Consider the following 22,376-nt stretch of genomic DNA (forward strand, 5'->3'; position numbering starts at 1 on the left):
TGTTATCCTCTTTCTTCTTTCTTAGATGGAGCTACAACGCCTAGAATAGTCATACCATCTAGTTTCGGTTGTGCTTCAACCACTATATTTTGTAGTAAGCTAATGAATTTGTTTACTTGTTCAAATCCAATGCTTTGGTGTGTTATCATACGTCCTCTAAAACGTAGTGTAACTTTAACTTTGTCTCCAGCATTAATAAACTTTTGAGCATTTTTTAATTTTGTGTCAAAATCATGTTTATCAATTGTAGGTGATAATTTAATTTCTTTTAACTTAACGATGACTTGATTTTTCTTCATCTCTTTAAGTTTCTTTTGTTGATCAAATCGATGTTTAGAATAATCTAACAATTTTGTAACCATTGGCTTTACATTAGGAGGGGAGACAACTAATATGTCTAAACCTCTATCATTTGCAATAGCTAATGCTTGTTTACGATCGAACAACCCTAACTTATTACCTGTCTCATCGATAACTAAGAATTGACCGTTTGGTAATAGTTCATTTACTAAATCTGAATTTTGTACGGGTTTGAACCCATTTTTTTGTGGTTTTATATTCAACCACTCCCTTCAATTTTTTATTTTGGTATAAAAATGAAAAAGTGGATATATTTTAATATACCCACTTCGCACGAAATTCATCATAAAAGAAATTTTGTCGTTGTGCTTTTTACCCAAGGATAGGACCATCAGGTGAGAGGGTATCTCTTCTTTTCACATTATTACCGTAATCATTATATAGTAATTCATTATGTTTGTCAATTAAATAATTCAAATCCCACAATTATGCAAACTGGGACATAAATAAGTTGTAATATTGACCTTTTTGACTCATCAGTGACTCATGAGTTCCTTGTTCAACGATATTACCTTTGCTCATTAATAAAATTAAATCAGCATTTTTAATTGTGGATAATCTATGCGCAATAACAAAGGATGTTTTATTTTTCATAAGATTTCTCATAGCTTCTTGAATGTTCACTTCCGTATATGTATCAACATTTGAAGTTGCTTCATCTAAGATAAGTAACTGTGAGTGCGATAACATAGCTCTAGCAATAACAATCAGTTGTTTTTGACCTTTTGAAATATTGACTCCATCATCAGAAAGTTCTGTATAGTATCCATTTGGTAAATGTTCTATATAATGATGTATTCTAGCTTTCTTGGCTGCTGAAACAACATCATCAAATGTTACATTATCATTACCATACATAATATTTTCTAACACAGTTCCTTTAAATATCCAAGTATCTTGTAACACCATCGAAAATGATTTTCTATAATATCTTCTTTGGAATTTATCGATTGGTATATGATCAATTCTAATCGTACCCTCATTCACTTCATAAAAACGCATTAATAAATTAACCAGTGTTGTTTTACCAGCACCTGTTTCACCTACAATTGCAACTGTTTGTCCAGGTTTAGCTTGAAAGGATACATTTTTTAGTACCATCTTATTTGCATTATACCCAAAACTTACCTTTTCAAATTCAACAAGTCCCGTTTTAATGCCTCTGCTTTTAGCACCATCAATATCTTTTTTCTCATTGTCTTGGTCAAGTACGAAGAAAATTCTTTCCGCTGCAGCGAGTGCGGATTGTATATCAGCTACTAAATTACTGAGTTGGTTAATCGGTCCAGAAAATCTTTTTGAATATAACATGAATGCAGATAAGTCTCCAATCATAATACGTCCAAATACGACCAATATAGCACCTGCTGTACCAACTAATGCAGTTCCAAAGTTATTAATGAAGTTAACAGATGGTCCGGTTACCGTTGAATAATAACCAGCCTCATAACTTTTCTTAGCTGCATCTAAATTATGTTCTTGATACTTTTCAAAAATACTATCTTCTTGTACATACGATTGAATCGTTTTTTGACCTGAAATCATCTCTTCAGAAAAACCATTCAATTCACCCAATTTTGTATTTCTTATACGTAGTCTTCTCTTAATCACTCGAGATAATAGTGTTGTAATTAAAAATGATAAAGGTATCGTAATAAAATAAATGAGTAACAGTAATGGAGACACGATAATCATCATAACAAATGATACAACTAATGTAATGGTTGATGTAATGACGTTCATTAAATCAGCAGAAAGAGAAGTTGCGATTGAATCAATGTCATAACTCATACGTGAGATAATGTCACCTGTTTGATTGTCATCAAAATACCCAACTTTAACGGTTGTCATCTTGTTAAATAAATCCATTCTTAGTTTATATACAACACTTTGACTCATTTTAACTAAAGCTATACTTAAATAGTAGTTCATTAATGCTGATATTAAATAAAAGCCAATCATCAGTGAACCTAAAATAAATATTTGATTAAAATTGATATCAATTCCTTCATTAAAAACCGACATTTCATTGATCATTTGTCCAGTTAAATAAGGACCTATGAGTGATAATGCATTTGATAGAATTGTTAATATAATTCCGATAATCAATCGTTTCTTATAATAAGATAGATAGTACCAAAGTCTCTTAATTGTTACTTTACGATTCTTAGGGACTTCAGAACCATCATTACGTCCACGTTTTACACCGCCACGGTTCATAATATTTCCTCCCCAAGTTGATGTTTGACCAGAACTCTATAATGTTCACTTGATTGAATCAACGCCTCATGTGTACCTTTACCCACAATTTTCCCATCCTCGATTAATAAAATGAGATCTGCATCTTTGATGGATGAAACTCTTTGAGCAACAATAATTTTAGTTGTATCTTTCAAGTTCTTTTTAATTGCCAATCTTAAGTTTTTATCCGTTTGATAATCTAGTGCTGATGATGCATCATCTAATATCAGTAATTTTGGTTTATTGGCAATCGCTCTAGCAATTAATAGTCTTTGTCTTTGTCCTCCAGAGATATTCGTACCTCTTTGAGCAATCATGTGGTTATAAGTATCAGGTATATCATCGATAAAGTCTGCTTGTGCAATTTCTTTAGCAAATCTGACTTCATTGATACCGACACTTGGTTTAGAAAATGCGATATTTTGTCCAATAGTATCTGAAAAGACAGAATCATTTTGTAAAACAAGACCCATGTGTCTTCTAAGTTCATCTCTTTTTAGATTTCTAATATCTTCTCCAAAGACTCGAATGGTTCCTTTTTGAGGGTCATAAAAACGCATAATCAAATTAATGATTGTTGTTTTTCCACTTCCTGTTGCTCCTATAATACCAAGTGTTTGTCCTTGTAAAATACTAAAATCAATATTTTCTAAATGATCTTCTTTACCATGATAAGAGAAATGAACATGTTCAAATGACAAATGGGGTTTATCATTAATGATTAACGAATTGACACCATCTTCCATTTGATTTTCTAAATGAAGTACTTCTAAAATTCTTGCTGCAGAAGCTTGTGCTCTAGATATTTGAATAAATATTCTAGTAATAGCAGTCATCGCATTCAAAATGAGTGTGAAATATGTAATAAGTGCTAAAATTTCACCAACTTGAGTAAATCCTTCTTGAACTCTAAATGCACCAAATACGAGTACCGCTACTAGACCAATATTCATAATGATATCAATACTTGGTCGTACTTTATTCATTGTCATGGTAGCTTTAATTTCTTTTTTAACTGTTTGATTATTTTCGTTTTGGAAACGTTGTTTCTCATAATCGGTCATGGATAGTGCACGAACAACCCTGACGCCTGTAATATTCTCTCTTAAAACCCTTATGATTTGATCCACTTGTTTTTGAATATCATCATAAAGTGGTCGCCCCTTTTTTGTATAGTAATATACTATGAATACAATAAACGGTAATAAAGAAACCATAATAATTGTTAACATAGGATCCATAAATAACGACATAATAATACCACCTATTAATAACATAGGTGCTCTAATACCTAATCGTTGAAGTGAGCCAATCATTGAATATATATTATAAGTATCTGTTGTTAATCTTGATATTAATGATGATGTCGAAATATCATTAACCTGTTGAGCATTTAAGTGCTCAATTTTATAAAAAAGTTCAGCTCTAACATCAGCAACAGCCAAACTAGCAACCTTTTCAGCACTCCGATTAGCAACAATATTAAAGACCCAACCCACTAACCCAATTAATAACATGAGTATACCCATCCAAATGAGTTCATAATAATCATTTGTAGTGACTCTTGGTAATAAAGTATCAATCATATATGCAAGTAAAAAAGGCAATAGTAAGTCCGCAATTGCCCCTAATCCTTTAATTACTAAAGAGAAAATTACATTATATAAATATTTCCCCATTTTTTTAAATATAAATAACATAAACAAAACCTCTGTTATTTATTTTAACACAAAACCACTTTAAACTGTATATCTTCGGAACATACCGGTTTTCAACATTTCATAATGCATAAAATAGTTGAAATATGGTAAATAAGTAGACCCTTCATTCGTGATAATTTCAACATATGTTTGATGCATTAAGTATCTATACATGTCTACCTGGATAATTAACTGATTTTGATAATACGTGAAAGAGAGTTCATGTGGCCCTATAAAGACTTGAATATCTGCTTCACTTAAAACATCGATAACGATTTGCTTTAACTGAACATTATTGTTTTTGATACCTTCAAGCCCACTCCACTTAAAATCATTTGTTTCATTTTGTTTATATTTAACAAATAATTCGCCTGCATAAAATGATTCATTTATCCATAAATTATCAATCTTAACATATAGTTTATCGATATAATACGAATCATTAATTTGAGGTAACTTTAATTTTAATCGATAACCATAAAAGGTTTTTTCTTCAAATTGTTCACTATGAATACTTTTTAAGAGAATATCTTCTATCATAAACTTGATGGATTCATCTTCATTGTGAATGAAACAGGTAAGTGCATCATCCATTAAATTGATTTCTTGTCGATTACTATAAAAGTCAATATCTAAATATTGATCTTCATCATAAAGTATATAATGAGATTCCGTTAAAAAGATTAAATCTACAGATTCAGTTTGATCCTCTTTTCTCCATAATAAAATACCAACTATAACAATAACTAAACATATACCTATAACAATGTACTTTTTCATATCGGTATAATTTCTAACCTTTGATAGTGTGTAGTTACTAAAAATATTTCATAACCACCTTTTGCAATTTCGATCCAGAAGAAATAATTTTTTGCTATACCATTTGTAATTTTTCCTTCTCCATATAAATATAATACCAATTGAGTTTGAGGTTCAATAGCAACCTTAATATCGAAACTTTCTGTTTCTTCTTGACTAAAATCATATGCATAATCCATATTTAAAGATGCAGATAGACCATCACCAAATACTTTATTATCTTTCTTAGTTTGAAGCTTAATACCACCAGAAACCTTTAATTTATAGGCACTTATTGTTTTTTTATTAGCCTTATAATTATAAGTAATAGCAGATTTTCCGTTATTATAGTAACTAAATAAAGTTTCAGAGATAAATTTAACTTTCATATTCTCTGTCACATGCATATGTCTCCAACCTAAGAACTCAGGATGATCCATTTTCGAATAATAAAGTGCATAATCATCATCCTTATATTCACTTAGGAGTTTTCCATTTCCTACTTTTTCAAAGTGTTCAAAATCTGCGTAAGCATAGATTTGTTGTTGTACCATGGTCAAGATACATATTAAAAGTCCAATTATAATTATTCTTTTCATCTATTGATTCCTCCTATATGATATTAGTAAGAAAATCAATTATTAACTTTTTATAAAAATAAAAAAGTTACCAAACAATTGTTGGTAACTCTTTTTAAAGATTATTTTAGATAATCCTCGATATCTTTTACTTCTTTAATGATATCTTTAGATAAATTGATACATCCATTTTCAGTTAAAAGTAAGTTATCTTCAATACGAACACCTATACCTTCTTCAGCAACGTATAACCCTGGTTCTACAGTTATAACTTGACCCACTTTAAATGGTAACTCAGGATTACCTACATCATGGACATCCAGTCCTAATGCATGTCCTAATCCATGGTAATAATATTTACTTATTTCTTCATCTTTTTCAATTAAACCAATTTTCTTAGCTTCTCTAATGAGTAAATTACGACCCTTCTCATTATACTCAAATTGTGTCACACCAGCTTTAACCCATTCAATGATTTCTTTATTGACGTTTAGAACTGCTTGATATATTTGTTTTTGACGTTCTGTAAATTGGCCTGATTTTGGATATGTTCTTGTGATATCTGATGCATAATATTGATATCTTACACCTAAATCTAGAAGTACTAAATCAGATGGATTCATATCACTATCATGTGATTCATAATGCAATATCGTTGCATTCTTACCAGATGCAATAATTTCTCCGAATGAAGGTTTTGTTCGATGTTGATTTAAAACATAATTAAATAATGCATATAAATCATACTCGTTATGTGCTGTTTTCAGTGCATCAAGTAACTTTAAGTTAGCAACTCTTGAAACTTCTAGTGCACCTTGAATAGCCTTAATTTCAGTATCATCTTTACTTCCTCTTAAATCTGCGATGATAAGTCCCGCATGCTTAATTTGAATATGAGGATACTTATTTTTAAATTTGTTTGCTTCTCTTTCACCTAAAAGGGGTTCATCTTTGTATGAATGACGTTCGATATCAAAATAAACGGATTCTATAGCACCATACAAAGCTCTTCTTGATTGTGTAAATAGATTTGCTAGAAACACATCAAATGACTCAATATCGCGAACATTTTCAATAGGGATACCTGATAATTCACTAGCTTTTTCAAACGATAAAGATTCACCCACCCAAAGTGCTTCAACAGGATCAATTTTTTTAATAAATAAATAACTATCTATTTTAGTACTGGATTTAGCCATAAGTAAAATTGCATTTTCTTGATCGATATTTGTTAAGTACCAGAAATTTTTATTCACTTGAAATGGATAGTATGCATCGTGTGATAAATGAGGTGCCTTGCCTGAATATAAAATGGATAAACTGTATGGTTCAGCCATTTCTAAATATTTTTTTCTTCGTAAATTAAACATGTTTCCTCCTATATTTTAGAAATGATTGAGTTCATTTCTAAAATCAATTGTTCTATGTACGCTAAAGCGTCTTTTTGATTTGGTTTTTTAGTTGAATAATATAGTTTGAGTTTAGGTTCTGTTCCACTAGGTCTTAAACAAATGAATCCATCTTCACTTTCAAATCTTAAGACATTAGAAGGTGGTAGTAAAATTGAACCATTAACTAAACCATTGATAAAGTCTAATTGTTTTTTAACATTAAATATCGGAAGATCAAGACCATTTGTTCTAAAGTAAGTCATGATATCATCTATACGTTTTAATCCCTCAATACCTTTTAATGATAAGCTAATGGTTTGATCCACATAATATCCATATTGTTGATAGATATCTTCTAAATAGTCCATAAGCGTTAGCCCTTTATGTTTGAGATGATTTGCTATCTCAGATAACATGTATACAGCTTGTACAGCATCTTTATCTCTTACAAAATCACTAATTAAACTACCATAGCTTTCTTCACAACCAAAGATATATGGTTTAATACCTTCATTCAGTTTAGCTTGTTCTCCAATAAATTTAAATCCTGTTAATGTCTCACCAACTTCTAAGTGATTGTTCATAGCAATATCCTTAATAAGATTGGATGTAACAACTGTCGTATAGACTATACCCTTAGTTGGTTTTTTCTCTTGGATTAAATAATTTAAAATAATTGCAGCTGTTTGGTTTCCTGTTAGAATCTTTATTTTGTTTTGATGTTTGAGTGCAACACCTAATCTATCTGCATCTGGGTCTGTGACCAAAATGATATCCGCATTCACTTTTTCTAATTGTTCTATAGAACGTTCATAAGCAATTGCTTCTTCTGGGTTTGAACTTAATGTATGCGTAAATGCAGGGTCTACAATCATTTGTTCTAAAACCTCATGAACTTCATAACCTTGTTCTTTTAATAGTTTGGGTATGACTTGTCCACCTGTTCCATGTAAAGGTGAATAGACTAACTTCAATATCTTTTCATCATGATGGATTGTGAGTTCACGAACTTTTTTTAAGTATATCTCATCGAATGATGCATCTATCCAATTAATCAATTCATTATTGGCTGTTTCTATACCAAATGGTGATTTGATAGCATCAATTTCTTTTATAACTTCTAAGGATTCATATGTATTTAGCTGTGCACCTGTTGAATTATATACTTTATATCCATTATATTCTTTTGGATTGTGAGATGCAGTAAGCATAATACCTGCTGAAGTGTTAAAATGTCTGACAGCAAAACTTAGCATAGGTGTTGGTCTAAGTGTTTTAAAAACATACGACTTGATTCCGTTATATGCTAAAACTTTCGCTGCTTCATATGCAAATTCTATAGAACCAAATCGATTATCATAGGATATAGCAACACCATTTAAAAGTTGATTCTTTATTAAATAATTCGCAAGGCCTTTAGTTGCTTTACGAATCGTATAAGCGTTGATTCGATTTGATCCTAATCCTAAAATGCCTCGAATACCTCCGGTACCAAATGTTAAATCTTGATAAAAGGATTCTTCCTTTTCAGTTTCAGTCATTGATTTTAAAATATGAACTTCTTCATTTGTTAAACTTTTTTCATTTAACCATTTTTGATAGTTATCTTGATAAGACATAAAAATTCCCCTTATTGATTTTTGTGATAAATATTTAATAATCCTCTTAATACAAGATGTGAATCTCTTGTCATTGGTACTCTAATATGTTCTAAAATCACTTTAGAAAGACCACCTGTAATAATGATTTCAAAATCTTCTTTTACTTCCTCTTTGATTCTTCCAATCATACCTTCAATCATCACAACCGTACCATAAATCACACCGGATTGTATACAAGTAACCGTATTGTTTCCTAAATACTTAGGTGGTGCTTTGACTTCAACTTCATGCAATAATGCAGTATTTCCAGCCAATGCTTTGATACTTAATACAACACCTGGTGAGATAATTACACCATGTATTTGACCCTCTTTTGCATATATGAATTTATTAGCTGTGCCTAAGTCAATGATTAATGTTGGAAGCTTTGATTTTAATCCTGCAACATCTGCAATTAAATCAGCACCTACTTCTTTAGGATTATCCGCTTTAACAAAAACACCTGTTTTAACACCAGGTTGAATAATGATAGGTTCAATATTAAAATATTTTTGACTCAGTTTAAGTAATGATCTTGTTACAGGTGGTACAACAGAGCCTATAACAACACCTTCAACTAAAGATGGGTCAATGAATTCCTTCAATAAAATAAAATACTCATCTGGTGTTTTATCAATTTCAGTATTCAAACGAAACGTTTTTAAGATATCAACGCCATCTGAGATTCCTGTATATACACTGGTATTACCAACATCAAATAATAAAATCATATATTTTATACCTCTTGTTATATTTTACCTTGTTTTTTCCATTTTATGTAAAATGGATTCATTTTTCTTTCATTTCGAATGGTTGAAGCATCATCATGTCCTGGATAGATTGTTGTATTCGGATGTATGGAATCCACTATCTTTAAGACACTTTTTTTGAGTTCGAATAAATTACCACTATATAAATCATGTCGTCCTACACTTTCCTTAAATAGCGTATCCCCAGTAAATAAGTAATTTTCATAAAGAAAGGATACAGAACCTTTCGTATGTCCAGGTGTATGGATTACTTGGACAAATTTATCAGCTAACGGTATTTTAGTATCATCTTGAATCATCACTAAATTTAAATCTTTTCTCTTATATTGTCTGGGATTTAGTTTAGAAAAGCCATTGTATTGATCCTCAAATAACAAAGATGCATCAAATTCATGAATATAAATTGGTGCTTTAAACATATGAATTAAAGCAACATGATCATGATGCGCATGTGTCAATAAAATACCTTGCAATTGATTGGGACCCAACTTCTCAATAATTTTTTCGTAATCAAAAGAAGGGTCAATGAGTAAACATTGCCCAAATCTACAAATGATATATGAATGTGCGATTTCTTCGTTTCCTTTAAATTGATAGAACATGTTTTTATATAGAAAAAAAACTATACAATGATAGTTTATTTCTTCTCTCTATGAATTGTGTACTTTCTAAGACGAGGACAATACTTTTTCATTTCTAAACGATCTGGTGTTGTCTTTTTATTTTTTGTTGTGTAATAATTTTCATCGCCACATTCGGTACAAACTAATTTAACTAATTCACGCATGAAATTTTCCCTCCAAACTTGCATATTAAGTATAACAAAATTAATGATGAATTTCAACTCAAAAAATTATATAGTTGATAAATGAATTTCATAATCACATATTTCTTCATAAAATGACTTCTCATGGGATACCAAAATGACAGTTCCTGGGTATTCTATGAGCGCATCTTTTAATGCTTGTTTAGCAACCTTGTCCAAATGATTGGTTGGTTCGTCTAAAATCAATACATTAGATTTATTGTTTCTTGTTAAAGCAAACTTGACCTTAGTCTTTTCTCCACCAGATAATGTTTTTAGTGGTCTATTTGCCATTTCAAAATCGATACCAAATGATGCTAATACTGTCATCACCATTTTTCTATCAAAATCAATGTTTTCAGCATGAACTAATTCGAATGGTGTAGACTCACCATCAAGTTTGATTTCTTGCTCATAATATAAGATATTTGTGGTATCAATCCACTCAAATTTACCATCTATGGGTTCTAATTGGTTAGTTATAGTTTTAATAAAAGTCGATTTACCAATACCATTTTTACCTGTTATTGCAACTTTATCACCACGAACTATTTTAAAATCTAATGGTTCAATTAAAGGAAATTCATATCCAATAGATAATTGGTTTACCTTTAATACGTCACGTCCTGTTGTACGGTCCATTTGAAATTTAATTTTAATATGTTTCTCAGTTGTAGGTTTATGAACTCTTTTTATCTTTGTAAGCATCTTTCTTCTGGATTGTGCCATTTTAGTAGTGGATGCTCGAACGATATTTTTATTAATATAAGTTTCAGTTTCCTGAATAAATTTTTGTTGTGCTTTAAAAGCTTTGGATTGCTGATCGATTCTAAGCGCATGTTCTTTTAAGTAAAAATCATAATTCCCCTTATATCTAGAAATAGTTTTACCTTCAATTGCAAATACAGTAGTTGCTATACTTTTTACAAAATATTCATCATGTGATACTACAATAAATGTTTTATTCAATCCATTTAAAAATTTGATGAGCCATTCAATATGTTTGATATCTAAGAAGTTTGTAGGTTCATCAAGTAATAAACAATCTGCTTCTAATAGTAATAACTTACCTAATATAAGTTTAGCTCTCATCCCACCTGATAGAGTTTCAATTCTAGAGTTGAGTAAAGATGTATCAAGACCTAAACCATTCATAATATTAGAAATCGTTGATTGAATAGCATAAAAATTGTCTTTTGCAAGTTCTTCTTCTAAACGGTGTGCACGATTTAAAACTTTTTCATATTGGCTTTCATCAATAACCGCTATGGATTCATAAAGTTCTTGAATAAGTGCTTCTTTTTCAAATAATGGTAAAAAAACATCATACAAATAAGCTTTCACAGTGATTTTAGGATCGATAGATGCATATTGATCTAAATAACCCACTTTTATATGACTTACCCACTGTATAGAGCCTTTATCTGGTGATAAACTTTTATTTAGTAATTTTAAAAGGGTTGACTTACCAGTTCCATTAGGTCCAAGTAAAACAGCATGTTCACCTTCAAATAATCTTAAGTTAGCATCTTCATATAATAATTCGTTAGCATATGAAAAAAATAAATTATTAACTTCTAGTAAACTCATTTAAATCCTTCTTTTAAAGTGCTTTCTAATTCACTTGCTGCAATAATGTGCATATCCCAAATCTTTTCTTTAGGATTTGTAAAACGTATCTCATTTTCATCATAATGATACATAAATGGTCCTTCACTTGGATAGATAATAACCATCTTTTTACCTGGTAATTTCGAAAAAATGGTTTGGTCAGTATAATATTTATTCGTACCAAATCTCTTTTCCCAAATTGTCTTTGAATTAAATGTAAATTTAGCTCCCTTTTGGACTTTAATAATTAAAATATGATAATCTTCATTTTGATATTTTAATGTTGAAAATGATTTTTGATCTTCAAGTTGTCCAAATCGTTCTAAAGTATCTTTGATTTTTTGAATAGACTTTGATTGTTTTTCTATGTATTTACTAAAACCCACATAGATTCCATATATAATAAATATAATAATAAATCCGATGATAATGTATATTAAGATATCGCTAAACTCATTCATGTTTTGTCTTCCTCACTTCTAAGAGTTGATTACCACTAAATACACAGTGATAATGATACTTTTTCATATCATGAATAATTTCATGTATAAAAAAAGGAATATTATAGGCTACACCTAAGTTATCTTTATCAGATAACCAGTCGATTTTCTTCCAAGCTAATATACCTTCATCCGTTTCAATCGGTGAAGGATATAAAAAGTCATTTGAAACTTCTACAAAAAAAATGTGTAATCCACTTGATTCTGCTTGAAAATCATCATTCCAAGTTACAATACCTTTATCATGAATTTGACTTATTGATAATTCGATATTAGATTCTTCTTTAATTTCTCTTAAAATACAATCGATTGCAGATTCGTCTTTTAATCTTTTTCCACCAATACCATTCCACATACCTTTCCAAGGCTGTTTGTATCGGTTTATCATGAGAATCTCATCGTTTCTCTTAATAAATGCAAGCGTATATATAAACTCCATTATTGCACTTCCTTTTCCTTATTATTATAACATGTTAAGGATTCTTGACGAATTAGGAATGATTATTTTATATGAATCTATGATTGTTTGTTATTTAATAGCAAGTAAATTAAAGAAATTTTAACAAAAGAAAAACAGATTTTTATCAAATACCTATACTAATAGATTTGGAGTAATCTAGAAATTTAGAAGGTATTAAATAAAAATCTGTTATTTTCTTAGTTTGATGAATGTACTTCATCGATTGAGATATTGAGGGAGAGATTCAATATCTAGGGGTTTTACATAAGCCGAGATTGAGGGAGACTGCAAAAACGGCTTTAAATAGGAAGTTATAAATTTCATCGAGAAAGGTCAACGAATATTTATAAATTTGAATATCTATGTTGTATAATAAAACTAATTAAGGATTTACTGGACCGTAAGGTAAACCTAAATCAGGATTTCTTACGTCTTTGAAATCAACTTGATGACTTTGTTTAAGATCATCTTTTGCTTCAACAGGTGTAGAAACAAATGTATATAGTGAGAATGCTACTAAGAATAATACAATTACGGATAAGATTTTTTTCATATAAATCACCTCATGGCTATATTCTACAAGATAACATTAAAAATGAACACGACATATATGTCGTATAATGATCGGGGGATAATTGATGTTAAAACGATCACAAGATTTAGCACTTTTTTTAGAAAAAATAAGAACTTTTAGAGGAATTTCTCAAGAAGATTTTACAGAAAGTATCATTTCAAATCGACAATATCAAAGGTATATTAGAGGAGACTCACCGATGCCTTTTCACTTACTTGATGCTTTTGCTGAGCGATTGAATATCAAGAAAGATCTTTTACTTTTAGAATTTGATAGTCATACACTTAAAGAAACCAGCTTAGTTACAGATTACTTTAACGCAGTTAATAATAATGAATTAACTAAAGCAAAAGAAATTAAGTTAAAGCTTACTCCACAATTCATTATTGACCATTCTAATAGAATATTTTATGAATATACAGAATTATTAGAAAAATACTTAGAGAAACGAATTGATAATAATTCATTTCTATCCAAATTAAAATCACTAATTCAATATCCTAAAGTTTTGTCACAATCTGGATTATCTATTTTTGAAGTGATCATATTATCAAACTTGTTAGATTTTGTAAACACGAATGAACAAGAAGTGATAATCAGTAAGTTTAATGGCTTCTTCCAAAATCCTGATTTAGTATGGACAGGTAATCAAATCGTAACCTATAATATTGTACTATTTAGACTTGCTAAATACTTCGGTATCAATTCTGATTATGACAACGTCATACATTTTGCCAATCTTGGAGTGAAATTAAATTCAAAAAGTAAGTATTTGATTAATCTCGAGTTCTACTACTACTTCTTAGCGTTATCTTATTTCAAAAAGAAAAATCATAAGAGATTTGAATTTTCATTATTTCAATGTAAATCGACACTCATCCTACTTAATAATGAATCGAAAAATAAGATGTTTGATGATTGGATTAAAAAAGATTTTGATTTGGATTTTAATGAGTTTTATATAAACTACTTATCCTCAAATGTACTAAAAATAAAAGATTCCAAATAACTCTGATGGTTAATTTGGAATCTTTTTTTGTTATTTTAATTTATTTATTTGGGTTTCTAATAATACTTTCAATCCAATGAGTATCACTGTAAAAACAGATATGACTGGCAATAAAACTCCTAAGCAAAAGACTAATACACTTCCTAAACTACTACCTGCCAAAGTTGGGTTCATAAAGCCGTACGGATACCAGTTTGTCCATGGTCCAATAAGAAGTATGATACCAAAATAAAGAATTGGGAATATCAGTGTTACCCAAAAATCTCTAAATCGAATACTTGGACTTACCAATAGGAAATAAAATATTGGATAGAAAATCGGATTTAATGTATGAACAACATGATCATTAAAGTCCATATTTCCACTAGCTAATAGTGCATGATATATAATACCTGTCATGAGAATATTGACTAAGCCAATAACTGAAATATATTTATAGATTTTCGAATGATTTTTACCTAATAGATAGAGTAATACGACTACAAATATAATGAGATTTGAAAGATTCGTAAACATACGAAGTCTTCTAATTCCACCAAACCATTCTGAATTATTAAAAAATAATTCGATCATTGCGTAAATATTAAACAAGAATATAGTACCAGCAAGCACATATCTTACAATTTTACTACTTCTTAATTGGTTAATACCTTGAAACATATTCATTTCTAACACCTCGAATAAAAAAGTTTAAACCTATTATACTCGGTTTAAACTTTTATAGATTATATGATGCTTTTTTTCTTAAGGATAAAGAGTGTAACACCAATCCCAGTTAAAACAGTTATGGAACCCATAATTGTCCATGTCCAAGGATTCGTTAGTATACTGTTGTTAGGATCTTCTTCTATTTGAGCATCTTCAATAACTCGAATCATGATTTGGAAGTATGACACATTTGAATCATTTTTACTGGATAGTAGAACCTTATACAATCCAGCCTCTTGATTTGACGTTGAATACTCATTATGTGTGATCATTAAATTTTCTATATCAAAGTTTATCTTCTTTGCTACAGATTGAATAATTTCTAAATCTGTCATAACAGATGAACTACTGGTAACGATTTGATCGAGATTAAGATAAAAAATTGGTGGTGTATCATCGTATACTTCAATATTAATCTCTAGAAAATTAAAATTTCCTGCATTATCTTCAACTTGAATGACAACTTTAAATGTACCACTTGTAAATGGGATATAATTATTCGATATGATAACAGGCTTAATCACTGAATGATCAACCTCATCAAAAACAACAAACTCGTTGATAATTTTTTGAATATCTAATGATTCATCAACAGATATTCTATAATGATCAATTCCTTCAATGACAGGTGCAACATCATCGATGACATGAATTGTTTGTACAACAATCACTGCATTTCCAGCAAAATCATCGACCATGATTTCAACTGTATATGTTCCGATTTTATTGTAATTAACTACATAATTTTCTGAATCAATAGAAATTTCTAGATTCGTTGCATGATTATCTGTTGCCTCTATACTTTCAAGAACATCATTTAAATCTAATAAAGTTTTGTAACTTACATAGATATCCTCTGGTGGAACAACTTTTGGACTTTCATTATCTATGACTTTAATCATATAGGTAAGTCTCGTTTCATTTCCAGCAACATCAATAATACTTAATACAACCTGATAATCTCCTAATTCATGTTTGTTATCTGTATAATTATCGGTTATGATACTTATTCTTTCACTAATATCTCCTTCTTGATTATCCCAAGCAACAAACCTACTATTAATTTCATCTATCGTCGGTGGATGATCAACATCCACAGTAGCAAAGTAATTCATAGGAATTGAAATTAAACGACGATGATTGATGAAATACATTCGATATGTTTGATTCATGAGTAACTCATACGTCGATTGGTTTGTACGAATAGTTATCGTTTGATTGGTTTTTAGACTTGTTGAATCCAGTTGAATATATTCAAAATCATCCATTTGATATATCAGTTCATTCGTTGTTGAATTTTTGATGATAAAAGTTTGATACAAACTCTTCATTTCTATGATAAATGGCCTGTCCTCATGAAATGATTGATGATCAATATCGTCATTACCTTCTAAATTTATGAAGTACATATCCGTATCTTTAGTGACTCCAATTTCCGCATAACCTTCTATAAACTTAAAATGAACCGGAGGATTTTCTATAGCATAAACATTTGTAACTAACCCTCCAGTAAAGATAAAACCAAGAATGATCATCATTGATTTAATATATTTTTTCATTAAACGTTCTCCTTAATTGTTTAATTAATAATAGAAGGAAAAGCTTCAAATTACTTTTTTTATTTAATATAACATTCAATTTTGATGAATAGGTGAAACAATCTAGTGATTATCTAATACATAATGTATAAATTACCAAGTAATTTCAACTTTGATTTGACAATTAAAAACTATTATTATACAATATCTATGCGTTAAAATTTGCACCCATAGCTCAGCTGGCAGAGCACCTGACTCTTAAACAAGTGTTCTAAGTGAATCTAACAATATGCGCCCTTAACTCAGCTGGTAGAGTAGCGGACTCTTAATCCGTCTGTCGGGGGTTCGAATCCCCCAGGGCGTACCACAATATAATCAATTCAAAGGGCTAAATTTGCCGTTTAAGCCCTTTGAACTTAACAAACCTCTTACAGTTCGATATATAAATAATAAACCATTATCGTTTAAAATGCAAGTCTTTTAAACTGTTTTAGTTTATTTATGGAGGTATATATGTTAAAAATAAAAGAATACCGAAAAAAAGTAGGTATGACTCAGCAAGAATTAGCGTCTAAACTAGAGATGTCGCAAAATGCCGTCTCACTTTATGAACGTGGTGTAAATGACCCTAGTATTTTAACACTAGTACAGATAGCTGAACAACTCGGTATTACTGTTGATGAATTGATCGACTATCAAAAAATTAAAAACAAGTTATCAGAAGACTTAGATAAACGTGTAGAAAAAAGAATTGAAGAAAGTCGTAATAAGAAAAAATAAACTCACTTTTTTAGTGAGCTTTTTTGATTATTTCTAAACTTATCATACTCTTGTTTGGCAACAAGTGCTGTGTAATTTATGTATAGTTCCGTAGTCTTTTGTTCTTTATGGCCAAGTATTGTTTGTGCTGTTTTTAAGTTTGCACCTGCTACGACCAAATCTGTTGCCGATAGTTTCCTTACCTGGTGTGGATGAAAGACATCGATGTTAAGTTTTTTCTTAATTCTCCTTATGTAGTTTCTGACATCATTTTCAGTTAATTTTCGTTGTTTTGAGTAATTCCAGAATATATACTCACTTGGTGTTTGTTTAATCATATCCCTAAGTAGATCCTTTTTAGAATCTGTAAAGAACACAAATCTTTGAGTTCTTCCCTTAGTATCTTTGTTTTCTAGTATGATAGTGTTTGTTGATATGATAATGTTTTGCTTTTTTATAGTCAACAATTCTCTAATTCTACAAGCTGTGTCATACATTATTACAAATACAGCATAATATATCCAATCATTTACATGAGTATCTTTATTTGCTGCATACTCAATAATACTATCAAACAACTCACGATCAACAGGTTTATACGGTTCAACATCATTTGGTAATTTTTTTACTAACAGATAAGGATGACTTAGATAGCCATGGTGTCTTAATACTGCTTTTATATATCCCATATATTTATTTTTTGTTGTGTTTTTTACACATGAATTTTGGTCAAACCAATTAAAAATCCTTATACCGTCTTCAAATTTTAAATCATCTGTTGTATTTATCCCTAAGTCAATCAAACATTTTATTATTGGTGCATATGCTTCATTTGCATTTATATGTGTTGATTCTGTATGATATTGTTTCTTTTCTATAATGTAGTTATTAAATAATACTTTAAGTTCCTGGTTCATTATTAAATCCCTTTCAATTTGTTTTTTTGAAAGGTTGGCCAACCGTATACAAAGTATATTATACTTGACAGCCTTACAAAAGCAACATGAAGTTTTCCACAAAATATGTGGATAACTTTTGAAACATCAGGCTCATTATTCTGAAGGAATCTTTTGCGAATTTACTCATTTCCATATGTGTTGACAAGATAATTAAAATAGTATAGAATGAATATGCTTATCAATTGATAAAGCATATCCAACGTGGTATGGAGTAATCCCTATCATACTAAAAGCCCAGTTATTTGGGCTTTTTATTTTTAGTACCAGGGAATCTAATGGATCTAGCATTTTCATATTTATTCATGTCATTAGAATGTATTTTGATACTTGAACGATTAACTTTAGTTAAAGGATCCACACCTACCTTAAAATGCTTTCTTGTTTTTTCACTTTTAGATTTTGTAGATGTATCGGCATATGATGCTTTCTTAAATTTTGAGTTATCGAGTTTAACAGCTTGTTTCTTACTCAATTCTCTTTGTGTTGCTTTCGTACTTACATCAGATAATTGAACTTTATTACTTGATTTCTCGACACCAACCATTACTAGTTTTTTAGCATCAGGGTTTTGCCCTCGTGAAGTTTTAATTTTCCTATATTCCTTAATTCTACTTGCTTCAACTATATGCTCAGGAGGTATTGCATAAACATCTCCTATGTGCTTCTTCTTTTTAACTTTAAACAAACCCATGTGTTTTCCTCCTATGGTTTAATTTTTTTGTGAGTGATGTTTCAACCACCGGTTAATAGTATTTATATATATACTAAAGTATATATAAACTAAATCACTTCATCCTCATTTAATTCATCATCAACTTTTGATTCTAATTGAATAGATTCTTGTTTCTTTTTAGATCCTTTTTTACCTTTAGAAGAAGTCTCAGTCTGTAGTTTCGAATCTAAACTTTTTAATGCTGCAGCTTTACTTCTGATTTGACTTTCTAAATGTTTAAATTGCTTTTCTTTCTCTTCAATTTTTTCATTCCAATGAGCGTTTGCAATTGTAAATTGATACTCATCCAGATATATCCTGGATTCAATCTCTGTCTCAGCAATTTTTCTTAAATCAATCTTAACTTGCTTGGCTGGAAATATATACATGGCCGTTGCAAATATAAACATCCCAACCAAGAAAATAAGTGTTACACCAAGCACTATAAATGCTCCCATAAGTGTATATTCAAATATTTGAAACCAAATATCCTGGTTCATCGTTTTACTACCTCCGTTTTAAATCTATTATCAAATGTTACTGACCCTAAACCACTTCTTAAGTTATATGTATCAAAATATTGTAAGTCAAATGTTCTAGGTAAGAAGTATTGTTTATAAGGGTGCTTGATCCAACCTCCTGAACCATTAGATTGCATATTAAAGAATATTAAATCCCAACCTAGGATAGTTGTTTCAAAACGTCCATTTACTAACCATAAATCATAATTGAATCCTTTTCTAACTTGAACCTCGAAAAAGTTCTTGTTACCTAAACTCATAACCTGAGTATCGACTTTTTCCATTTGAGTATATAAAAAGATATACTTGATATAATGTCTAACCCCTACAGCATATTTCATGAAGGGCTTAAATGTTTTCATGTAATCATCGGATTGATTTTGTCGATAGTTCCAAAGCATATGAGCTTCATCAATATGCATCGATGCAAATTGAAAATGATTAGGATATGCAACAATCTCCCCTTTATCAAAAAAATCTGTGATTTCATATCTAGGATGATGAAGATATTTTCTAAAGGTTTTATCATCAACTCTTGGAATTTCAATTGCAGTGTTAATATATGAACCTTTACCGGTCTTAGCTAGAAGTCTTGTCATAATCTCCATGGCGAGTGATGATTTTCCTGATCCAGGTTCTCCCACACAAATATATACACCCGGTTTATTAAATGGATAATCCTCATAGGACTTCTTTAAATTAATCAACCAAGCACCAATCCAAATTTTATGCAAAGGCTTGGTCAAACGTCGAACAGGTTCATATATACGCTCATCCATAACAAAATCGTTATATTTTAAAATGAACTTTGATATACCTTTCGTAATAGATCTATCAAGCTTATAGTTAAACTCTGATATCTCATCAACAGTCAAGGCCAACTTTTTAGTAACAGTCATTATCGACCTCGTTTTTTAGGTTTGGCCTTAGGTATGAATAGTGCATGAAATGCTTTATGTAATCCTTTAAGGATTCTAACCGGTAATGTGAATAGATAAATAACAAGTGCAGTAATCATTTTCTGTAACTCCTTTTATATTTATTTTTCTTTTTAGGTATGAATAAAAACTTTAAAAACTTGAATAATTTTCCTGGTATGCTAAAGATAAACTTGACTAGATTAAGAATGCCCATGAATACAAGTTTAATTGCTCCAAATATCATTTTAATTACGGAAATAACCGTCTCAAGAGACTTTATTATGATTAAGATAATAAGACCTACAACAACAGCTATAACGATTGTAAGTGTATCGTTCCAATTTAAGGAAGACATAAATTGTTGGAAGTCCGTAAACATCTTCAATAATTGTTCTAATGCACTAAAGATATTATCTGGTGTTGATATGTCTGGGTCAGTATCAACAACGACATCGATGTCTTCTCCTACAGTTTGATAAATATGTCCGTTTGTCTCATAAACAATATGAAATATTTGAAAGTTGTGAGGATCTTCCGGATTATTTTTATTGTTATAAATTTCTGTTTGCATCTTAACAATTCCGGTATCAATTAATGCTCCGTCAGATAAAGCAAATGCAAACAACTTATAGGAGTCCTCTTGTGAATTGTTATTAAATGAATCATAGAGACTTTCAAAATATGTTTTAACTTCATTTTGAGTGATATTGTAATTTGTCATATTAGAGAAGTTAACTACATCAATTCTAGGAATTGTTAATGCATTTAAAGGATTAAGACCAAGTGAATGTAAACCCCAACCAGGCACAAGCAAGTTCCAATCAATACTTAGATCTAAATACGAAAGTGCATCATCTGATGTATAGTTAAATTGGCGTCGATTCCAATCAGTATACTCGGTTATAAATCCAAACTTGTCCGTTCTTATCCTGGAGGTATATTCAAGTTCTGCAGTTAAAATCCTATCCATGACAAAAGTATCTGTATAAAAATATGCAATTAAAACACCTTCATCATTTTGCTTAATGTAAGTGTATGCTTTATATTCGTTGACATGTGTAAGTTCATTTGTTTTTAAGTTCCAAATCGTATGCTTTACAAAAGTTTTAGAATCACTTGACAACATGTCTTTAAGATAATAATTGTCTGAATTGTTGATGAATATTTGTGGATCATCTCCGGATAAATTCACGTAATATGCTTCAGTAGAATTAAATAAACTCATATCAGTTTGAATACCCATATCATAAACAATTTTGTGTGTACCAAAATAAGTGATTGTTATTAAAACTTTTCTATCTTGCACAGAAAAATTTACATGGCCAACATCCATGAGAAAATTTCCCTCATTCTTGGTTTGAGGTAATTCAGAGACATCGAGCAAATCATCATCAGGTATATTTGTAATATCTGATAGTTTCCTAACTTTAATCTCTACAGCTTGATTAGATACAAAAGATATTGCAAGATAGGACTTATCTGCATACTCATAATATAAACCAAAATAACCTGGTACATCATCATAATCAAATGTGATTTTAACTTGATTTTGTGCAATACCTGATGTTGATTTAGGAACAACATAAATGTTAAGATTATAGTCAAAAATTTCTAATACCTCACTTGGATCCACCGCGATAGTTATGGAGTTTCCAAACTGTAGATTTTGAGTGTAATAGTGATAACCGTCATCATTTAACTCCCAAGTATCTAAAGCATAAGAAGAGTTGATAGTCAGTGCAAACGCACTGACTATTAAACTCATGATAATAAATATTTTTTTAAGCATTGGAGAATCCTCCTATTTTCTAATATCTTCTGA

At 30.1% G+C, this 22,376-nt stretch carries 23 protein-coding genes and 1 tRNA gene; 3 read left to right on the forward strand and 21 right to left on the reverse strand.

Annotated features, from left to right (window positions below; genetic code table 11):
* Window positions 1-2 precede the first annotated feature (2 nt).
* From infC to B5X49_RS07655, 14 genes are all read right to left on the reverse strand, one after another.
* On the reverse strand, window positions 3-563 hold the full coding sequence (gene infC / locus B5X49_RS01870; protein WP_045749486.1) for a translation initiation factor IF-3: 561 nt from the start codon (window positions 561-563) through the stop codon (window positions 3-5).
* Between the two features lie 223 nt (window positions 564-786).
* A complete protein-coding gene (locus B5X49_RS01875; protein ID WP_045749487.1) occupies window positions 787-2,580 on the reverse strand; it encodes an ABC transporter ATP-binding protein in 1,794 nt (597 codons plus the stop codon).
* Window positions 2,577-4,301, reverse strand: coding sequence for an ABC transporter ATP-binding protein (locus B5X49_RS01880; RefSeq protein WP_045749488.1), 1,725 nt, complete (start codon window positions 4,299-4,301; stop codon window positions 2,577-2,579). The genes B5X49_RS01875 and B5X49_RS01880 overlap by 4 nt, the downstream gene beginning before the upstream one ends.
* Before the next feature lie 39 nt (window positions 4,302-4,340).
* Window positions 4,341-5,081 (reverse strand): hypothetical protein, encoded by a 741-nt coding sequence (locus tag B5X49_RS01885; RefSeq protein WP_045749489.1) that lies wholly within the window; start codon window positions 5,079-5,081, stop codon window positions 4,341-4,343.
* On the reverse strand, window positions 5,078-5,698 hold the full coding sequence (locus tag B5X49_RS01890) for a hypothetical protein (RefSeq protein ID WP_045749490.1): 621 nt from the start codon (window positions 5,696-5,698) through the stop codon (window positions 5,078-5,080). The genes B5X49_RS01885 and B5X49_RS01890 overlap by 4 nt, the downstream gene beginning before the upstream one ends.
* 101 nt (window positions 5,699-5,799) lie before the next feature.
* On the reverse strand, window positions 5,800-7,047 hold the full coding sequence (locus tag B5X49_RS01895; RefSeq protein ID WP_045749491.1) for an aminopeptidase P family protein: 1,248 nt from the start codon (window positions 7,045-7,047) through the stop codon (window positions 5,800-5,802).
* An 8-nt stretch (window positions 7,048-7,055) separates the two neighbouring features.
* Window positions 7,056-8,687, reverse strand: coding sequence for a phospho-sugar mutase (locus tag B5X49_RS01900; protein WP_045749492.1), 1,632 nt, complete (start codon window positions 8,685-8,687; stop codon window positions 7,056-7,058).
* An 11-nt stretch (window positions 8,688-8,698) separates the two neighbouring features.
* Window positions 8,699-9,439: a type III pantothenate kinase gene (locus B5X49_RS01905; protein WP_045749493.1), complete on the reverse strand. Its 741-nt coding sequence runs from the start codon at window positions 9,437-9,439 to the stop codon at window positions 8,699-8,701.
* A 17-nt stretch (window positions 9,440-9,456) separates the two neighbouring features.
* On the reverse strand, window positions 9,457-10,080 hold the full coding sequence (locus tag B5X49_RS01910; RefSeq protein WP_079560615.1) for an MBL fold metallo-hydrolase: 624 nt from the start codon (window positions 10,078-10,080) through the stop codon (window positions 9,457-9,459).
* A gap of 35 nt (window positions 10,081-10,115) precedes the next feature.
* Complete coding sequence (rpmG, locus tag B5X49_RS01915; protein ID WP_035369362.1) at window positions 10,116-10,265, reverse strand: 50S ribosomal protein L33; 150 nt, start codon at window positions 10,263-10,265, stop codon at window positions 10,116-10,118.
* Window positions 10,266-10,331: 66 nt separating this feature from the next.
* A complete protein-coding gene (locus B5X49_RS01920) occupies window positions 10,332-11,873 on the reverse strand; it encodes an ABC-F family ATP-binding cassette domain-containing protein (protein WP_045749495.1) in 1,542 nt (513 codons plus the stop codon).
* Complete coding sequence (locus B5X49_RS01925; RefSeq protein WP_045749496.1) at window positions 11,870-12,355, reverse strand: hypothetical protein; 486 nt, start codon at window positions 12,353-12,355, stop codon at window positions 11,870-11,872. Before B5X49_RS01925 ends, B5X49_RS01920 begins: the two co-directional genes overlap by 4 nt.
* Window positions 12,348-12,833, reverse strand: a complete 486-nt coding sequence (locus B5X49_RS01930) for an NUDIX hydrolase (RefSeq protein ID WP_052670062.1) — start codon at window positions 12,831-12,833, stop codon at window positions 12,348-12,350. Before B5X49_RS01930 ends, B5X49_RS01925 begins: the two co-directional genes overlap by 8 nt.
* A gap of 403 nt (window positions 12,834-13,236) precedes the next feature.
* Complete coding sequence (locus B5X49_RS07655) at window positions 13,237-13,407, reverse strand: hypothetical protein (protein WP_159444475.1); 171 nt, start codon at window positions 13,405-13,407, stop codon at window positions 13,237-13,239.
* A gap of 85 nt (window positions 13,408-13,492) precedes the next feature.
* On the opposite strand from B5X49_RS07655, the gene B5X49_RS01935 reads away from it, so the two are divergent.
* A complete protein-coding gene (locus tag B5X49_RS01935) occupies window positions 13,493-14,437 on the forward strand; it encodes a helix-turn-helix domain-containing protein (protein ID WP_045749498.1) in 945 nt (314 codons plus the stop codon).
* A 30-nt stretch (window positions 14,438-14,467) separates the two neighbouring features.
* On the opposite strand, the gene B5X49_RS01940 is transcribed toward B5X49_RS01935, so the two are convergent.
* The gene (locus B5X49_RS01940) at window positions 14,468-15,103 is read right to left on the reverse strand and encodes a Pr6Pr family membrane protein (protein ID WP_045749499.1); all 636 of its coding nucleotides are present in this window, start codon (window positions 15,101-15,103) and stop codon (window positions 14,468-14,470) included.
* A 59-nt stretch (window positions 15,104-15,162) separates the two neighbouring features.
* Window positions 15,163-16,704, reverse strand: coding sequence for a hypothetical protein (locus B5X49_RS01945; RefSeq protein ID WP_045749500.1), 1,542 nt, complete (start codon window positions 16,702-16,704; stop codon window positions 15,163-15,165).
* 270 nt (window positions 16,705-16,974) lie between these two features.
* Between B5X49_RS01945 and B5X49_RS01950 the strand changes: the two genes are divergently transcribed.
* Window positions 16,975-17,050 (forward strand) — tRNA-Lys (locus tag B5X49_RS01950).
* Window positions 17,051-17,196: 146 nt separating this feature from the next.
* Window positions 17,197-17,463, forward strand: coding sequence for a helix-turn-helix domain-containing protein (locus B5X49_RS01955; RefSeq protein ID WP_052670064.1), 267 nt, complete (start codon window positions 17,197-17,199; stop codon window positions 17,461-17,463).
* Between the two features lie 2 nt (window positions 17,464-17,465).
* On the opposite strand, the gene B5X49_RS01960 is transcribed toward B5X49_RS01955, so the two are convergent.
* The 5 genes from B5X49_RS01960 to B5X49_RS01980 form a co-directional block, all read right to left on the reverse strand.
* Window positions 17,466-18,359 (reverse strand): tyrosine-type recombinase/integrase, encoded by an 894-nt coding sequence (locus tag B5X49_RS01960; RefSeq protein WP_045749502.1) that lies wholly within the window; start codon window positions 18,357-18,359, stop codon window positions 17,466-17,468.
* 280 nt (window positions 18,360-18,639) lie between these two features.
* A complete protein-coding gene (locus B5X49_RS01965) occupies window positions 18,640-19,092 on the reverse strand; it encodes a hypothetical protein (protein ID WP_045749503.1) in 453 nt (150 codons plus the stop codon).
* Window positions 19,093-19,181: 89 nt separating this feature from the next.
* Window positions 19,182-19,613 carry a hypothetical protein gene (locus tag B5X49_RS01970; RefSeq protein ID WP_045749504.1) on the reverse strand — a complete coding sequence of 144 codons (432 nt, stop codon included), beginning with the start codon at window positions 19,611-19,613 and terminating at the stop codon, window positions 19,182-19,184.
* Window positions 19,610-20,533: an ATP-binding protein gene (locus B5X49_RS01975; RefSeq protein WP_045749505.1), complete on the reverse strand. Its 924-nt coding sequence runs from the start codon at window positions 20,531-20,533 to the stop codon at window positions 19,610-19,612. Before B5X49_RS01975 ends, B5X49_RS01970 begins: the two co-directional genes overlap by 4 nt.
* A 115-nt stretch (window positions 20,534-20,648) precedes the next feature.
* On the reverse strand, window positions 20,649-22,343 hold the full coding sequence (locus B5X49_RS01980; RefSeq protein WP_045749506.1) for a hypothetical protein: 1,695 nt from the start codon (window positions 22,341-22,343) through the stop codon (window positions 20,649-20,651).
* Window positions 22,344-22,376 lie beyond the last annotated feature (33 nt).

It is taken from the genome of Acholeplasma oculi (assembly GCF_900166985.1).
In the GTDB taxonomy this organism is placed as follows: domain Bacteria; phylum Bacillota_I; class Bacilli_A; order Acholeplasmatales; family Acholeplasmataceae; genus Acholeplasma; species Acholeplasma oculi.

Bases quoted from the DNA above. Each gene is read 5' to 3' on its own strand.
- B5X49_RS01875 (WP_045749487.1), bottom strand. From the start codon at position 2,580: ATGAACCGTGGCGGTGTAAAACGTGGACGTAATGATGGTTCTGAAGTC.
- B5X49_RS01880 (WP_045749488.1), bottom strand. From the start codon at position 4,301: ATGTTATTTATATTTAAAAAAATGGGGAAATATTTATATAATGTAATT.
- B5X49_RS01885 (WP_045749489.1), bottom strand. From the start codon at position 5,081: ATGAAAAAGTACATTGTTATAGGTATATGTTTAGTTATTGTTATAGTT.
- B5X49_RS01890 (WP_045749490.1), bottom strand. From the start codon at position 5,698: ATGAAAAGAATAATTATAATTGGACTTTTAATATGTATCTTGACCATG.
- B5X49_RS01895 (WP_045749491.1), bottom strand. From the start codon at position 7,047: ATGTTTAATTTACGAAGAAAAAAATATTTAGAAATGGCTGAACCATAC.
- B5X49_RS01900 (WP_045749492.1), bottom strand. From the start codon at position 8,687: ATGTCTTATCAAGATAACTATCAAAAATGGTTAAATGAAAAAAGTTTA.
- B5X49_RS01905 (WP_045749493.1), bottom strand. From the start codon at position 9,439: ATGATTTTATTATTTGATGTTGGTAATACCAGTGTATATACAGGAATC.
- B5X49_RS01910 (WP_079560615.1), bottom strand. From the start codon at position 10,080: ATGTTCTATCAATTTAAAGGAAACGAAGAAATCGCACATTCATATATC.
- rpmG (WP_035369362.1), bottom strand. From the start codon at position 10,265: ATGCGTGAATTAGTTAAATTAGTTTGTACCGAATGTGGCGATGAAAAT.
- B5X49_RS01920 (WP_045749495.1), bottom strand. From the start codon at position 11,873: ATGAGTTTACTAGAAGTTAATAATTTATTTTTTTCATATGCTAACGAA.
- B5X49_RS01925 (WP_045749496.1), bottom strand. From the start codon at position 12,355: ATGAATGAGTTTAGCGATATCTTAATATACATTATCATCGGATTTATT.
- B5X49_RS01930 (WP_052670062.1), bottom strand. From the start codon at position 12,833: ATGGAGTTTATATATACGCTTGCATTTATTAAGAGAAACGATGAGATT.
- B5X49_RS07655 (WP_159444475.1), bottom strand. From the start codon at position 13,407: ATGAAAAAAATCTTATCCGTAATTGTATTATTCTTAGTAGCATTCTCA.
- B5X49_RS01935 (WP_045749498.1), top strand. From the start codon at position 13,493: ATGTTAAAACGATCACAAGATTTAGCACTTTTTTTAGAAAAAATAAGA.
- B5X49_RS01940 (WP_045749499.1), bottom strand. From the start codon at position 15,103: ATGAATATGTTTCAAGGTATTAACCAATTAAGAAGTAGTAAAATTGTA.
- B5X49_RS01945 (WP_045749500.1), bottom strand. From the start codon at position 16,704: ATGAAAAAATATATTAAATCAATGATGATCATTCTTGGTTTTATCTTT.
- B5X49_RS01955 (WP_052670064.1), top strand. From the start codon at position 17,197: ATGTTAAAAATAAAAGAATACCGAAAAAAAGTAGGTATGACTCAGCAA.
- B5X49_RS01960 (WP_045749502.1), bottom strand. From the start codon at position 18,359: ATGAACCAGGAACTTAAAGTATTATTTAATAACTACATTATAGAAAAG.
- B5X49_RS01965 (WP_045749503.1), bottom strand. From the start codon at position 19,092: ATGGGTTTGTTTAAAGTTAAAAAGAAGAAGCACATAGGAGATGTTTAT.
- B5X49_RS01970 (WP_045749504.1), bottom strand. From the start codon at position 19,613: ATGAACCAGGATATTTGGTTTCAAATATTTGAATATACACTTATGGGA.
- B5X49_RS01975 (WP_045749505.1), bottom strand. From the start codon at position 20,533: ATGACTGTTACTAAAAAGTTGGCCTTGACTGTTGATGAGATATCAGAG.
- B5X49_RS01980 (WP_045749506.1), bottom strand. From the start codon at position 22,343: ATGCTTAAAAAAATATTTATTATCATGAGTTTAATAGTCAGTGCGTTT.